Source organism: Candidatus Omnitrophota bacterium (assembly GCA_028716565.1).
Taxonomy (GTDB): domain Bacteria; phylum Omnitrophota; class Gorgyraeia; order Pluralincolimonadales; family Pluralincolimonadaceae; genus Pluralincolimonas.
This window is the reverse complement of record JAQUPL010000001.1, coordinates 242596-257900: the sequence shown is the minus strand read 5'-3', so window position 1 is coordinate 257900 and position 15305 is coordinate 242596. Positions and strand designations below refer to the sequence as shown.

Here is a 15305-nt window from a genome sequence, read left to right as displayed (position 1 = left end):
AAATAGGAGATAAGATGAAGAAGGCAGAGGAATCGAAGATCAAATTCGGGACAGACGGCTGGAGAGGCCTGATAGCCGAGGATTTCACTTTTGAGAATGTGCGGATAGTGGCGCAGGCATGCGCAGATCATTTCAATAAGGAATTCAAGGCCCCGCGCCGTATCATAATCGGCTACGATACCCGTTTCATATCCGATAAATTCGCCCAGGCCGTAGCAGAGGTTTTGGCCGCCAACGGCATAAAGACATATCTCTCTGACAGGCCGTCGCCTACGCCGACGACAAGCTACAATATAAGGCTGCTGGGTTTGAACGGAGGGCTCATCATCACCGCGAGCCATAACCCGGGAAGGTTCAGCGGGCTCAAGATAAAGACGCCGTTCGGCTCTCCTGCGGACCAGACCGTGACCCATAAGGTCGAGGCCTTCCTATACAAGAATAAGGTAAAGACCGTATCGCTCGAAGAGGCCGTCAGGACAAAGAAGGTCGAGGTGATAAACCCGATGCCGAAATATCTCGACGCGGTCCGGAAATATCTCGACCTGGACCTTTTGAAGAACTGCGGCCTCAAAGTGGTGGCGGAGGCGATGCACGGGGCCGGGAACAGTTATCACGCGGCCGTCTTAAAAGGCACTAAGGTAAAAATAGATACTATCAATGCCGAGCCGAACCCTTCATTCGAAGGGCTGAAGCCTGAGCCACTCCCGCATAACATGCCAAAACTGATGGAGATCATGAAGAGGGGCAGGTACGACATAGGCCTGGCCACCGACGGCGACGCAGATAGGGTAGGCGCGGTCGCCCCGGGCGGAAGGTTCATTAACCCGGGAGAGATAATGTGCCTTATCGCCCTGCATTTCATAGAGAACAGGCGTTGGAGAGGGGCGCTCGTCAAGAATATAGCCGGACCGATGCTCATGAACAAGATAGCGAAGTATTATAACCTGAAATTCTTCGAGACGCCGGTCGGCTTCAAGCACATCGCGAAACTGATGCAGCGCGAGAACGTCCTGGTCGGCGGGGAGGAATCGGGCGGCATAGGCGTGAAGAACTACATCCCGGAAAGGGACGGCATATTGACCGGGCTCTTGCTCGTCGAGATGATGCAGCAGGAGAAGAAGCCCATACTCGAACTTATAGAAAATATGGAAAAGAAGTTCGGCAAATTCAGGTATCACAGGCAGGACGTCGAGATACCGCTTAAGACCAGGGAAAAAGTCGTCAAGGTCCTCTTCTCGAAACTGCAGGGCGAAGTCCCGCATCAGCGGGGAAAAAGCTCAGAAAAGATATTCAAGCGTAAGATCGTCGACATAAAGACCTACGACGGCCTGAAATTCATCTTCGACGACGAGAGCTGGCTCCTGATAAGGCCTTCGGGCACAGAACCGATCCTCAGGGTCTACAGCGAGGCTCATACCGACAAGGAAGCCAAGGACCTCATCGCCATAGTCGACAGGATGTCCAAAACGATCAAATAATGGATAAGTCGTTAATCCGCAATTTCTGCATCATCGCGCATATAGACCACGGGAAATCGACCTTAGCCGACAGGCTGCTCCTGAAGACAGGGGCTATCTCCCAGAGGGAATTCCACGACCAGATGCTCGACGGTATGGACCTTGAGAGGGAGCGCGGCATCACCATCAAGGCCAAAGCCGTAAGGTTAAACCATTCGGCCGGAGGGAAGGATTACATCCTCAACCTCATCGATACGCCCGGCCACGTCGATTTCACCTACGAAGTCTCAAAAGCGCTTGCCGCATGCGAGGGTGTGCTTCTCGTCGTCGACGCGGCGCAGGGCGTCGAGGCCCAGACAGTCGCCAACCTCTATCTCGCGCGGGAACACAACCTCGTCATCATCCCCGTAATAAACAAGATAGACCTGCCGAGCGCCGAACCGGATAGGGTGGTCCAGCAACTCAAGGATACGCTCCATTTGACTGAGATAGAGCCGATAATGGCCAGCGCTAAATCGGGGATAGGCGTAGACGAGATAATACAGGCGATCGTCGACAAAATACCGGCTCCGAAGGGCGAAACAGAAAACCCCCTGCAGGCGCTTATAATCGACTCGGCGTTCGATACGTTCAAGGGCGTCGTCGTATATATAAGGCTCAAGAACGGGACGATCAGGAAGGGAATGAAGATCAAGATGATGGGCACCGGCCGCGTCTACGACATAGAAGAGGTGGGCGTATTCAAGCCTGCGCCTGTCGCTGTCGATGAACTCTCGGTCGGAGAGGTCGGCTACATCACCTGTAATATCAAGGTGCCAAAAGAGGTCCATGTCGGTGATACGGTAACTGATTTCAGGAGGCCGGCGGCCGATGCGCTCCCCGGATATAAGAAAGTAAGGCCTCTCGTCTTCTGCGGCCTCTACCCGGTAAACGCAAAGGACTTCCCGTTCCTCAGGGACGCGCTGGAAAAGATGGAACTGAGCGACGCTTCCTTTATATATGAAGTCGAGTCCTCCGTATCTTTCGGGTTCGGATTCCGCTGCGGTTTCCTCGGCCTTCTTCACATGGAGATCATACAGGAACGCCTTGAAAGGGAATATAACCTTAACCTCATCGCGACCACGCCTAGCGTCGTATATAAAGTCATAAAGACCAATGGCGAGACGGTCGAGATCGAGAACCCGAGCAAGCTCCCGGCCCCGCAGGAGATCGACGAGATCGAGGAGCCGTTCATAAGGGCGTTCGTCATATCGCCATCGGATTCGCTCGGGAACGTGATGCAGTTATGCCAGGAGAGAAGGGGGATATACAAATCGACCGAGTATCTCGACCCGACAAGGGCGATGCTCATCTATGAGTTCCCTTTATCCGAGATTATTGTGGATTTTTATGATAAAATAAAATCGATGACCCGGGGCTACGGCTCGCTGGATTACGAGTTCAAGGAATATATAGCGAGCGACCTCGTGAAGCTCGACATACTTATAAACGGCAAACCGTGCGACGCGCTCTCGTTCATTATCCATAAGGACAACGCGCATACGAAGGGCAACCAGCTCGTCACTAAATTGAAGGAGCTTATCCCCAGGCAGTTGTTCGAGGTAGCGCTCCAGGCGGCGATAGGAAGCAAGATAATCGCCAGGGAGACGGTCAGGCCGGTCGGAAAAAACGTCACCGCGAAGTGCTACGGCGGCGACATATCGAGAAAACGCAAACTCTGGGAGAAGCAAAAAGAAGGCAAGAAACGCATGAAGCAGTTCGGAAAAGTCGAGATACCGCAGGAAGCCTTTATGGCGGTCCTTAAACTCTAAAGGGAGAAAAATGACTGATAAAGAGGCCAAGAAAAAGAAATCCTGGTTCAGGGAGACGGTCGAGATAATCGTCGTCGCCGTTCTCCTGGCGTTCGTGATCAAGATCTTCATATTCGAGTTCTATAAGATCCCGTCCGGCTCGATGATACCGACCCTCCTTATCGGCGACAGGATCGTCGTAGTAAAATTCATTTACGGGCCGCGCCTGCCGTTCGTAAACTTCCGCCTCCCGGGATTCAGGGAGCCGAAGACCGGCGACATAGTAGTCTTCAAGGCGCCGCCGCCGAACCCCGAGGTCTCGTTCATAAAAAGGTTCATCGCCGGCCCGGGAGACACAGTCGAGATCAAGGACGGCAAGATCGTCCTGAACGGCAAAGTAGTGGAAGACCCTCCCGCGTTCAGGCGCATCTATTATTACAATAGGGGTGATGTCTGGCAGGGGGATAAGCCCATAACCGTGCCGAATGATTCCTACCTTGTCCTGGGCGATAATTCCGCAAACAGTAAAGACAGCAGGTATTGGGGGTTCGTGCCGAAAAGCGGCCTTATAGGAAAGGCGGTCTTCGTCCTGATGCCGTTCAACAGGATGCAGATCATAACCGACAAATAGGGTATGAACATCGCAAACAAGATAACGATACTCAGGATCCTCTTGACGCCGGTTTTTTTAGGCCTCATCCTCTATTATAAGCCGGAACAGGACCATCTGAGATTCATAGCGCTCACGATATTCGTGATAGCCGTGCTTACCGACGCCATAGACGGTTTCCTGGCGCGCGTCCTCAAACAAAAGACGCCCTTAGGCACGATAATGGACCCGATAGCCGACAAGTTCCTGCTCATAACGTCATTTATCGCGCTCACGGTCTGGAGCGGGAGCATAAGGCTGCCGCTCTGGGTGCCAATAATCGTTGTCAGCCGCGATATAATTATAGCCATAGGCGTCATCGTAATTTTCCTGACCAATGGCGAAATCAAGATAGCGCCCAGCGTGCTCGGGAAGCTGACCACTTTCTTCCAGATGATGGCGATAATCAGCGTCCTTTTGCTATACAAGCATTCAGAATATATATGGTACCTCGCGGTGATATTTACCCTTGCGTCGGGCATCGGTTACATATTGCGCGGGGCAAGGCTCTTGAACGGGACGCACGGGAAAAAATAACATGCTTATCGCGGCATCTTTTATACTCTGCTATCTCATAGGATCGATCCCGACGAGTTTTCTCGTCGCGAAATATTTAAAGGGGATCGATATCCGCGAACACGGCAGCGGCAACGTCGGTGCGACGAATACGGCCAGGGTCGTAGGAAAGCTCCCGGGCCTTTTGGTGCTCGTTATCGATATCCTGAAGGGTTGGGTCTGCGTCGCGCTCGTTGCGAAGATGTTTATCCGTCTCGGCGTGACGTCTATAGAGCCCGGTACTTACGCGCTAATGCTCGGCTGCATGGCGATCATCGGGCACATCTGGACGGTCTTTTTGGGTTTCAAGGGAGGGAAGGGGATCGCGACCTCATCCGGCGTATTCATCGGGGTGGCGCCGAACGTATTCCTCGTAGCCTTAGCGATATGGATAATCATTTTCGCGTGGAAACGCTACGTCTCCCTCGCCTCAATAATAAGCGCGGTCTCGATACCCATAATGCTGGCGGTCATGCCGTATCCGCCGGTATTCGTGCTTATAACCGCGGTCATGTGCGGGATCACCGTCCACAAGCATTATCCTAATATAAAGAGGCTGGTGCGGGGCGAAGAACACGCCTTTACTTTCAGGAAAAAAAATGAACACTAAAAAAATAACGCTAATAGGCGACGGAGGGTGGGGAACGACACTGGCGATGATGTTAAACGCCAGGGGAAATAAGGTCGCATTGTGGGGCGCATTCCCGGACTACATCGAAACGATGAAGTCTGCGAGGGAGAACGTGAAATTCCTGCCCGGAATTAAAATACCGGATCCAATATTGCTTACCTCCGACCTCGCGGGCGCGGTCCGCGATGCAGATATCCTCGTGCTCGCCGTACCTTCGCAGCACGTGAGAGAGGTCGCCAACCGGATGAAAGGCATAAATTTGAACGGGAAGCTGATCGTCAGCGTTTCAAAAGGAATAGAGAACCATTCGATGATGAGGATGTCACAGGTCGTCCGTGACGTCCTCGGGAAAGTCAGGATCGGCGCCCTTTCCGGGCCTACGATATCATACGAGGTCGCGCGCGGGCTTCCCACGACGGTCGTCGCCGCTTCCGAGGATGAAAAGACCGCGCAGGAGATACAGGACCTCTTCATGACCGAAACTTTCAGGGTATATACGAATACCGACATCATAGGCGTAGAACTGGGCGGTTCGATAAAGAATGTCATCGCTATCGCCGCCGGAATATCCGACGGGATGGGTTTCGGCGTAAATACGAAGTCCGGCATGCTCGTAAGAGGTATCGTCGAGATAGCCCGGCTCGGCACGGCGATGGGCGCCAAGCAGGAGACTTTCTACGGGATCAGCGGTTTGGGCGACCTCGTAACTACCTGCGTCAGCACACACGGCAGGAACAGGTGGTTCGGCGAGGAAATAGGTAAAGGCAATAAGCCGGAGCAGGTCCTCAAATCGACAGAGATGGTCGTCGAGGGCGTCGGCACCGCCGAATCCTGCCACGAACTGCAAAAGAAATACAGCATCGAGATGCCGATAGCCGAAGAGATTTACGCCATCATATATGACGGCAAAGACCCCAAGGCCGCAGTCCGCGACCTCATGACGCGGAAGAAAAAGTCGGAAAGCAATAACTAAGCTGCGTAATTTCCCTCTATACACCTCCCCAAAAATCTGCTATAATTTATTTTCTAAATCCGAATAATCCGGGGCGTGGCTCAGTTTGGTAGAGCACTTGTATGGGGTACAAGTGGTCAGCGGTTCAAGTCCGCTCGCCCCGACCATTTTTGATATAATTATTTGAATAACAAGAGGTAATGAGAATGGAGAAGATCAACGTAGGCCTGATAGGGTTCGGGACCGTAGGAGTCGGCGTCGCGAAGGCGTTATTGCAGAAATCCGCCCAGATAGAACGGCAGGTCGGCGCGCGAGTCGTGCTTAAGGTCATCTGCGACAACGATCTGCGGCGCAAGCGGAACATCAAGATCAACAGGAAGCTTATGACCAGCGACGTCAACAAGGTCCTCGGGAATCCAAACATCGATATCGTCGTTGAGCTCGTGGGAGGTATCCATCCGGCCAAGGAATTCGTGCTTAAGGCGATAAAGAGCGGACAGCACGTCGTCACCGCCAATAAAGCGCTTATAACCGAACACGGCGAAGAGCTATTCGACGCGGCGAAGAAGGCAGGAGTAGATATCTTCTACGAAGCCTCGGTAGGCGGCGGCATCCCGATAATCAAGTCTTTGCGTGAAGGGCTCGTCGCCAACGAGATCGACACCATACTCGGCATCGTGAACGGTACCTCGAACTACATCCTTTCGGCCATGGCCGAAGAGGGGTTGAGCTTCTCCGACGCCCTCGAACAGGCGAAGAAGAAGGGATATGCCGAGCGCAATCCGGCGCTCGATATCGAGGGTTATGACTCCGCCCATAAGCTCGCTATCCTGACCCTGCTCGGTTTCGGGAAGGCGGTAAAACTCAAGGATATCTACGTTGAAGGGATACTCGATATATCGCAGAACGATATCAGGTATGCCGACGAATTCGGCTACGCCATAAAACTCCTCGCGATCGCAAAAAAATGCGACAGCGAAATAGAGGTAAGGGTGCACCCGACCCTCTTATCGAAAGAGCACCTGCTTGCCAATGTTAACGGCGTCTATAACGCCATCTATGTCCACGGCGACATGGTCGGCGGGGCCCTCTTCTACGGGCGCGGGGCGGGACAGAACCCCGCGGCAAGCTCGGTTGTAGGCGATATCATCGACCTCGCCAGGAATTTAAGGTTTAATTCCGTCGGCAGGGTCCCGATCTACATGAAGAACAAATCGATAAAGAAGATAAGGAAGATAGGCGATATCGAGGCGAGTTATTATATCCGCATCTCATGCATCGACAAGCCCGGTGTGCTCGCCAAGGTCGCCGGGATACTCGGCCGCCACAAGATATCGATAGCCAGCGTCGGACAGAAGGAAAGGCGCGCGGCGCGCATCGTCCCGGTCGTTATGATGACCCACGAGGCGAAAGAGAAGAATATGAGGCAGGCGCTTGAGGAGATAGACAGGATGGCGGCGATAAGGCGCAAGACCGTCGCGATAAGGGTAGAGAGATAATATGATGTGGCGAGGATTAATAGACAAATACAGGAAATATCTTCCTGTTTCTTCCAAGACCCCGGTCATAACCCTGAACGAAGGGAATACACCGCTTATATATTCCTGTAATTTAAGCAAGAAGATCGGGAAAGGATATGAGGTCTACCTGAAATTCGACGGGGCGAACCCGACCGGTTCGTTCAAGGACCGCGGTATGACCATGGCCGTCTCGAAAGCCGTAGAGGAGGGTTCGAAGGCGATAATGTGCGCCTCGACCGGGAATACCTCGGCCTCTGCCGCCGCTTATGCGGCGCGCGCGGGTATCAAATGCATTGTCCTTATCCCTGAGGGTAAGATAGCGTTGGGAAAACTCGCCCAGGCGATAATCTACGGGGCCGAAGTGTTGGCAGTTAAAGGGAATTTCGATGAAGCGCTGGAACTCGTAAAAGATATAACCGGCAAATACCCGATAACCCTCGTCAATTCTTTAAACCCGTACAGGATAGAAGGACAGAAGACCGGAGCGTTCGAGATCTGCGAGGCGCTTGAGTCCGCGCCGGACCACCATTTCATCCCGGTCGGCAATGCGGGAAACATCACCGCGTACTGGAAGGGCTACAAAGAATACAAGCAACATGGAAAGATAAAAGCGCTTCCGAAGATGATGGGCTTCCAGGCCGAGGGCGCCGCGCCTATCGTGAGGGGGCATATAATAGAGCATCCCGAGACTATCGCCACCGCGATAAGGATAGGCAATCCAGCGAGTTGGGAAAAAGCCGAGGCGGCGCGCGATGAATCCGGCGGGACCATAGGCATGGTCTCGGACAAAGAGATACTCGATGCCTATAAATTCATCGCGTTAAAAGAAGGCGTATTCGCGGAACCGGCTTCGGCAGCGTCTGTGGCCGGCCTTATTAAGATGATGCGCAAGGGTTTCTTCAAGAAAAACCCGGCTAAAAAGGTAAAGATCGTCTGCATCCTGACCGGGCACGGGCTCAAGGACCCGGACAGGGCTATTTCAACTTTAAGCAAACCAAAATCGGTCAAGGCCGATATGAGATCGGTCCTAAAGGCGATAGGCATATAAGAAATGAAATATATCGTCCTGGTCGGCGACGGCATGGCGGATTACCCGATCAAGGAATTAGGGAACAAGACACCGCTCGAGGCCGCCAAGGTCCCGAACATGGATTTTATAGCCAAGAACGGGAGGTCGGGCCTGGTCCATACCATCCCGGAAGGTTTCGCGCCGGCTTCGGATGTCGCGAACCTCTCTATCATCGGTTATGACCCGTCGAAGTATTATTCGGGGCGGGGGCCGCTTGAGGCCGCGAACATGGGGATAAAGCTCGGGCCGGATGACATCGCGTTCCGGTGCAACCTGGTCACTATAGACCAGGAACGGATGGCCGATTATTCGGCGGGACACATAACCTCCGAAGAGGCGGCGACCTTAATTAAATTCCTTGATAAGAAGCTCGGTTCGGATAATATAAAGTTCTATCCGGGCGTAAGCTACAGGCACCTGATGATAGTCAGGGACGGCTCTTTGAAGGAGGCGCTACGCGCCACCGCGTGCGAGCCGCCGCACGATATAACCGGGATGAAGATAAAAAGCCATCTCCCGAAGGGCGACGGCGCGAAGTTTTTGATAAAGCTCATGGAGGACTCGAGGGCCATACTGCCGGACCACGAAGTAAACCATGTAAGGATAGACCTGAAAGAGAACCCGGCCGATATGATATGGCTCTGGGGCCAGGGGGTCGAGACTAACATGCCGAAGTTCAGGCAGAAATACGGCGTCGACGGCTCGGTCATCTCCGCCGTAGACCTGATAAAAGGTATCGGCAAATCAATAGGGCTCAACGTCATAAACGTGCCGGGGGCGACCGGCTATTACGATACAAATTACCAGGGCAAGGCGAAATACGCGATAGATTCGCTCAAAGACAGGGATTTTGTCTTCGTGCATGTCGAGGCGCCTGATGAGGCCGGACATAACGGCGACCTGCGCGCCAAGATAGTTGCGATCGAGAATTTCGACAGGTTCATCGTCGGGGCTCTCCTCGAAAAATTCAAGAAACAAAAGGATTTCAGGGTCATGGTCCTGCCGGACCATAATACCCCGGTATCGCTCCGGACCCATACTGCCGAACCGGTGCCCTTCGCGGTATTCGGTAAGGGCATCGAGCCTAATAACACTGCGGAGTACAGCGAAGCGGCGGCCAAGGCGACCGGCCTTGCCTTCGGGCACGGCCACGAGCTTATGGAATACTTCATGAAAAGCTAAAAGGAGGAAGGCGGAATAAAAGTGAGATCGCTAATAGTCCAAAAATACGGGGGCTCTTCTGTCGCGAATCCCGAAAGGATCATAAACGTCGCCAAACGCGTTGTGCGTTACAAAAAAGAGGGCTATGACGTCGTGGTCGTCGTGTCGGCGCTGGGCGACACCACAGACGAGCTCATCGAACTTGCATACAAGGTCACCGACGACCCGTCCGAACGCGAGATGGACATGCTTATCTCTACCGGCGAACAGATATCGTGCGCTTTACTGGCTATGGCAGTTGAGAAGCTCGGCGAGCCGGCGATATCTTTTACCGGCGCCCAGGTCGGCATCATAACCGATACCTCCCATACCAAAGCGCGTATTTTAAATATATCATCCGCCGACAGGATAAAGGAACGGCTTAAGGAAGGCAAGATAGTGGTAGTCGCCGGATTCCAGGGAATGAGCATAAAGAAGGAAATAACCACCCTCGGCCGCGGCGGAAGCGACCTGACCGCGGTCGCGCTCGCGAGCGCGCTCGGCGCGAAGATATGCGAGATATATACCGACGTCGACGGGGTCTACACCGCAGACCCGAGGATAGTCAAGAACGCCAAAAAACTTTCGAAGGTGAGTTATGACGAGATGCTGGAACTCGCCTCGCTCGGCGCGAAGGTGATGCAGGCGAGGTCCGTAGAATACGGCAAGCGTTACGATATACCCATACATGTCCGCTCGAGTTTCTCGAACGCCGAAGGGACTATAATCTGCAAGGAGGCAAAATCGATGGAGAGAATAGACGTAAGCGGTGTCGCGCTGCAAAAAGACGAGGCAAAGCTGACCATCTGTGATGTCCCGGACAAGCCGGGGATCGCCGCCACTATATTCAAGGAATTAGGGGTAAATAACATAGTCATAGACATGATAGTCCAGAACGTGAGCCGAACCGGCACCACCGACGTCTCATTTACCGTCCTGACCGAGGACCTGGCCAAGACCATGAAGGTCGCCAAGAAGGTCGCCAGGGAGATAGGCGCCGGAGAGGTGGTAAAGGACGAGAACATAGCGAAGATATCGATAGTCGGCATCGGAATGAGGAGCCACGCCGGCATCGCGGCGCGGATGTTCAAGGCGCTGGCTTCGAAGAAAATAAACATCGAGATGATATCTACATCCGAGATAAAGATATCCTGCGTCATCGGGAAGAAACACGGGGAATTGGCGCTTAAGACCCTCCATGACGAATTTGACCTGAAGAAGGCAAAATAAAGGCGAATAAAATGAAAGATGTGAAATTATACGACACGACGCTTCGCGACGGTGCGCAGACCGAGGGGATCTCCTATTCGGTGAATGATAAGCTGCGCATCACGGAGAAGCTTGCCGGCCTGGGCATCCATTATATCGAGGGCGGATGGCCGGGGTCCAACCCGAAGGATATGCAGTTCTTCAAGGCCGCGAAGAAACTTAAATTGAAGAATTCCGGTATCGTCGCTTTCGGATCGACCCGCCGCGCCAACACGGCGATCAGCCGCGATGCCATCGTCCGCGGGCTCCTGGATTCCGGCACAAAACATATCACTATTTTCGGAAAGTCATGGGACATGCATGTCAGGGACGTCTTCAAGGTCCCGCTCGAAGAGAATTTAAAGATGATCTCAGAGACCGTTTCGTACTTAAAGTCAAAAGGGAAAACGGTGTTTTACGACGCCGAGCATTTCTTTGACGGCTACAAGAGCGATCCGGATTTCGCCGCGAAAACGCTGTTCGCCGCGCGCGACGCCGGAGCGGACTGCATCATCCTTTGCGACACGAACGGCGGGACGATTACATCGGATCTCGTCGATACCGTAAAAGAAGTGTTGGCGAAACTTGACTGCCCGGTAGGGATCCATTGCCACAACGACTGCGCCATGGCCGTCGCTAATTCTATCGCGGCCGTCCAGGCGGGATGCGCGCAGGTCCAGGGGACATTTAACGGTTACGGCGAGCGCTGCGGAAACGCCGACCTCGCAGCGGTGATCGGTAACCTTAAATTGAAATTAGGGATCAACTGCGTGACTAACGCGCAACTTAAGGAACTGACCGAGACATCGAGATTTATCGCAGAGATCAGCAACGTAAAACAGCAGGAGAACCAGCCGTTCGTGGGCAACAGCGCTTTCACCCATAAGGCAGGGGTGCACATCAACGCTATAATGAAAAACCCGGTCACATACGAGCATATCGACCCGCGGTTGGTCGGGAACAAGAGGAGGCTTTTGGTATCCGAACTTTCCGGAAAGACCTCTATCCTGCTGAAGGCCGAGGCGCTCGAGTTGGACCTCAACCTTACAAAAGAGGCGCCCAAGACCAAGAAGATCCTGAAACTTCTGCAGAAACTTGAGCATGAGGGTTATCATTTTGAGGCCGCGGAAGGTTCGCTGGAACTTTTATTGAAGCGGGCGTTCAAGAAATACAAGAGATTCTTCGAACTCGAGGGCTTCAAGGTCGTTACGGAGCATAAAGGCAACAAGCTGCTTTCCGAAGCGACTATAAAGGTAAAAGTCAACAAAGTCGAGGAGCATACCGCGGCCGAGGGAGACGGCCCTATTAACGCCCTGGATAACGCGCTGCGCAAGGCGCTCCTGGAATTCTACCCTGCTTTGGCGGAGATGCGCCTTTCCGACTTCAAGGTGCGCGTGCTTGACGAAAAGGCCGGCACCGCGGCGAAGGTCCGCGTCCTCATCCAATCGGAAGATGCGAAGGACTCATGGTGGACTATCGGCGTATCCGAGAACATCATCGAGGCGTCCTGGAACGCCCTGGTAGATTCCATCGAATATAAACTGCTCAAAGACCGAAAATAATATGCCAGAGATACCTTCTGCATACAACCCGAAGGTGACGGAAGACAAGTGGTACAAGCTTTGGGAGTCGAAGAAACTCTTCCATGCCGAACCCGACTCGGAACGCAAGCCCTACACGATAGTCATCCCGCCGCCTAATATTACCGGCATCCTCCATATGGGCCACGCCCTCAACGACACTATCCAGGATATCATCATAAGGTGGCGCAGGATGCAGGGCTGGAACGCCGAGTGGCTTCCCGGGACAGACCACGCCGGCATCGCGACACAGAACGTCGTCGAGAAGATGCTCGCGAAAGAAGGGAAGAAGAGGCAGGACCTCGGCCGCGAAAAGTTCATAGAGCGCGTCTGGCAGTGGCGCGAGCAGTACGGCACCACCATAATCTCGCAGTTGAAGCGGCTCGGCTGTTCGTGCGACTGGGACCGCACGCGTTTCACGATGGACGAAGGCCTTTCAAGCGCGGTCAATGAAGTATTCATACGCCTTTACGAAAAGGGGCTTATCTACCGCGGAAATTACATCATCAACTGGTGCCCCAGGTGCCAGACCGCGTTAAGCGATGAGGAGGCCCAGCACAAAGACCTCAACGGCCTGCTCTATTACATAAAATATCCGGTAAAAGGCGAGAAGAGGTACGTCACCGTCGCTACGACGCGCCCTGAGACGATGCTGGGCGATGTCGCGGTCGCGGTAAATCCGAAGGACGAAAGGTATAAGAACCTGGTGGGCGAGACACTGATACTCCCTCTTATTAACAGGGAGATAAAGGTCTTCGCCGACGATATCGTTGACCCGGAATTCGGCACCGGCGCGGTCAAAGTGACCCCTGCCCACGACCCCAATGACTTTGACATGGGCAGGCGGCACAGCCTTGAACCTATAGTCGTGATGGACCCTGACGGCAGCATGAGCAAGAACACCGGGGATTACGCGGGGATGGACAGGTTCGAGGCGCGCGAGGCGATAATCGAAGACTTGAAAGAGATGAACCTTCTCGAGAAGATCGACCAGCACGCGCATTCGGTCGGACACTGCTACAGGTGCCACACCGTTGTAGAGCCCTACCTCTCATTACAGTGGTTCGTGAAGATGAAACCCTTGGCTAAGCCGGGCATAGAGGCGGCCAAAAGCGGCAAGATAAAATTCTATCCGGAGCGCTGGAGCAAGGTATATCTCGATTGGATGGAGAACATCCGCGACTGGTGCATCTCGAGGCAAATATGGTGGGGCCACAGGATACCTGTCTATTATTGCGGAAAGTGCCAAAAAGCGAGCGAGGGAAAGAAGGGAATAATAGTAGCGCGCTCAAAACCTCAGAAATGCCCGGATTGCGGCGGGACGGATATCGTACAGGACGAAGATGTCCTCGATACCTGGTTCTCCTCGTGGCTCTGGCCGTTCTCGACGTTCGGCTGGCCGGAGAAGACAAAGGACCTCGCGTATTTCTATCCGACATCGACTTTGGTAACGGCGCAGGAGATAATATTCTTTTGGGTCGCGCGCATGATAATGGCAGGATATGAGTTCATGGGCGATGCGCCGTTCCGGGATATTTACATCCACGGCACGGTGCGCGACGAGACCGGCGCGAAGATGTCCAAATCCCTGGGAAACATCATCGACCCTATCGAAATAATAGACGAGTTCGGCACCGATGCGCTGAGGTTCAGCATAATCTCGATCACCGCAGTGGGCCAGGACGTATTCCTGTCGAAAGAAAAATTCCAGGTCGGCAGGAATTTTGCGAATAAGATCTGGAACGCGTCGAGGTTCGTTATGGCCAACCTCTCGGAAGACGTCGACACTGACCTTTGCGTCTTATACAAGAACGCGGACCTGACTCTCGCCGACAGGTGGATACTCAGCAACCTCTATTCGACGCTCGAGGGCCTGGAAAAGGCGCTCGGATCGTACAGGTTCAGCGAGGCGGCAAACCTGCTCTACGACTTCATCTGGCATAAATATTGCGACTGGTACCTGGAGATAGCCAAGAGCCGCATAAAGGAAAAAAATACGCAGGTGATCTTATATAAGGTGCTGGAGAAAAGCCTAAGGCTGCTGCATCCCATAATGCCGTTCCTTACGGAAGAGATATGGAGCATCCTGCCGCACAAGAGGGACTCGATAATGGTCCAACCGTGGCCGCACCTACAGAAGGACCTTATAGATAAAAAAGCCGAAGAGGAGATGGACCTCGCGATAGGCATAATAACCGTCATCAGGAATATCCGCGCCGAGGTGAACATCCCGCCGCAGAAGAGCTGCAAAGCGATAGTCGCGGCCGGGAGCGCGAAGAGCCGCGCCGCTATCGACAAGTCGCTCGATTATATAAAGAACCTGGGAAGGCTCGAATCGCTTGAGGTCACTGAAAAACTGAAACGGCCGAAGGCCTCCTCGGTAGCCGTATTCGGCGATTGCGAGATATGCGTGCCGCTCGAGGGGCTTGTGGACATCGAGGCGGAAAAGAAGAAGATGATGTCGAAGGCCGGAGAACTTGAAAAATATGTTAAATCCATAGAATCGAAACTGAATAACAAGAACTTCGTTGAACGGGCGCCGAAAGATATCATCGACAAGGAGAAGGAGAAGCTCTCCGAGGCGAAAGTATCTTTGGGAAAATTAAGGGAGAACTTAAAACGATTAGAGAGCTAGCCGACAAGGATATCTTGGA

General features: G+C 53.3%; 12 protein-coding genes and 1 tRNA gene. All 13 read left to right on the top strand.

Annotation, left to right across the window (positions count from 1 at the left end; translation table 11 throughout):
* Positions 1-14 precede the first annotated feature (14 nt).
* Positions 15-1478 carry a phosphoglucomutase/phosphomannomutase family protein gene (locus PHO67_01410; GenBank protein MDD5545804.1) on the top strand — a complete coding sequence of 488 codons (1464 nt, stop codon included), beginning with the start codon at positions 15-17 and terminating at the stop codon, positions 1476-1478.
* Positions 1478-3268, top strand: a complete 1791-nt coding sequence (gene lepA, locus PHO67_01405; protein MDD5545803.1) for a translation elongation factor 4 — start codon at positions 1478-1480, stop codon at positions 3266-3268. Before PHO67_01410 ends, lepA begins: the two co-directional genes overlap by 1 nt.
* 10 nt (positions 3269-3278) lie before the next feature.
* Positions 3279-3878, top strand: coding sequence for a signal peptidase I (lepB, locus tag PHO67_01400; GenBank protein MDD5545802.1), 600 nt, complete (start codon positions 3279-3281; stop codon positions 3876-3878).
* 3 nt (positions 3879-3881) lie between these two features.
* Complete coding sequence (gene pgsA, locus PHO67_01395) at positions 3882-4433, top strand: CDP-diacylglycerol--glycerol-3-phosphate 3-phosphatidyltransferase (protein ID MDD5545801.1); 552 nt, start codon at positions 3882-3884, stop codon at positions 4431-4433.
* 1 nt (position 4434) lies between these two features.
* Positions 4435-5061 carry a glycerol-3-phosphate 1-O-acyltransferase PlsY gene (gene plsY / locus PHO67_01390; protein ID MDD5545800.1) on the top strand — a complete coding sequence of 209 codons (627 nt, stop codon included), beginning with the start codon at positions 4435-4437 and terminating at the stop codon, positions 5059-5061.
* On the top strand, positions 5051-6055 hold the full coding sequence (locus PHO67_01385; GenBank protein ID MDD5545799.1) for an NAD(P)-dependent glycerol-3-phosphate dehydrogenase: 1005 nt from the start codon (positions 5051-5053) through the stop codon (positions 6053-6055). The genes plsY and PHO67_01385 overlap by 11 nt, the downstream gene beginning before the upstream one ends.
* A gap of 69 nt (positions 6056-6124) precedes the next feature.
* A tRNA-Pro gene (locus PHO67_01380) sits at positions 6125-6201 on the top strand.
* 39 nt (positions 6202-6240) lie between these two features.
* The gene (locus tag PHO67_01375; protein ID MDD5545798.1) at positions 6241-7533 is read left to right on the top strand and encodes a homoserine dehydrogenase; all 1293 of its coding nucleotides are present in this window, start codon (positions 6241-6243) and stop codon (positions 7531-7533) included.
* 4 nt (positions 7534-7537) lie between these two features.
* Entirely contained in the window at positions 7538-8602 is a 1065-nt protein-coding gene (gene thrC / locus PHO67_01370) for a threonine synthase (GenBank protein ID MDD5545797.1), read from the top strand.
* A 3-nt stretch (positions 8603-8605) separates the two neighbouring features.
* A complete protein-coding gene (locus PHO67_01365) occupies positions 8606-9805 on the top strand; it encodes a cofactor-independent phosphoglycerate mutase (GenBank protein ID MDD5545796.1) in 1200 nt (399 codons plus the stop codon).
* A gap of 21 nt (positions 9806-9826) precedes the next feature.
* Complete coding sequence (locus tag PHO67_01360; protein MDD5545795.1) at positions 9827-11053, top strand: aspartate kinase; 1227 nt, start codon at positions 9827-9829, stop codon at positions 11051-11053.
* An 11-nt stretch (positions 11054-11064) separates the two neighbouring features.
* Positions 11065-12633 carry a citramalate synthase gene (gene cimA / locus PHO67_01355; protein ID MDD5545794.1) on the top strand — a complete coding sequence of 523 codons (1569 nt, stop codon included), beginning with the start codon at positions 11065-11067 and terminating at the stop codon, positions 12631-12633.
* Between the two features lies 1 nt (position 12634).
* Positions 12635-15286, top strand: coding sequence for a valine--tRNA ligase (locus PHO67_01350; protein MDD5545793.1), 2652 nt, complete (start codon positions 12635-12637; stop codon positions 15284-15286).
* The last annotated feature ends 19 nt before the right edge of the window (positions 15287-15305 follow it).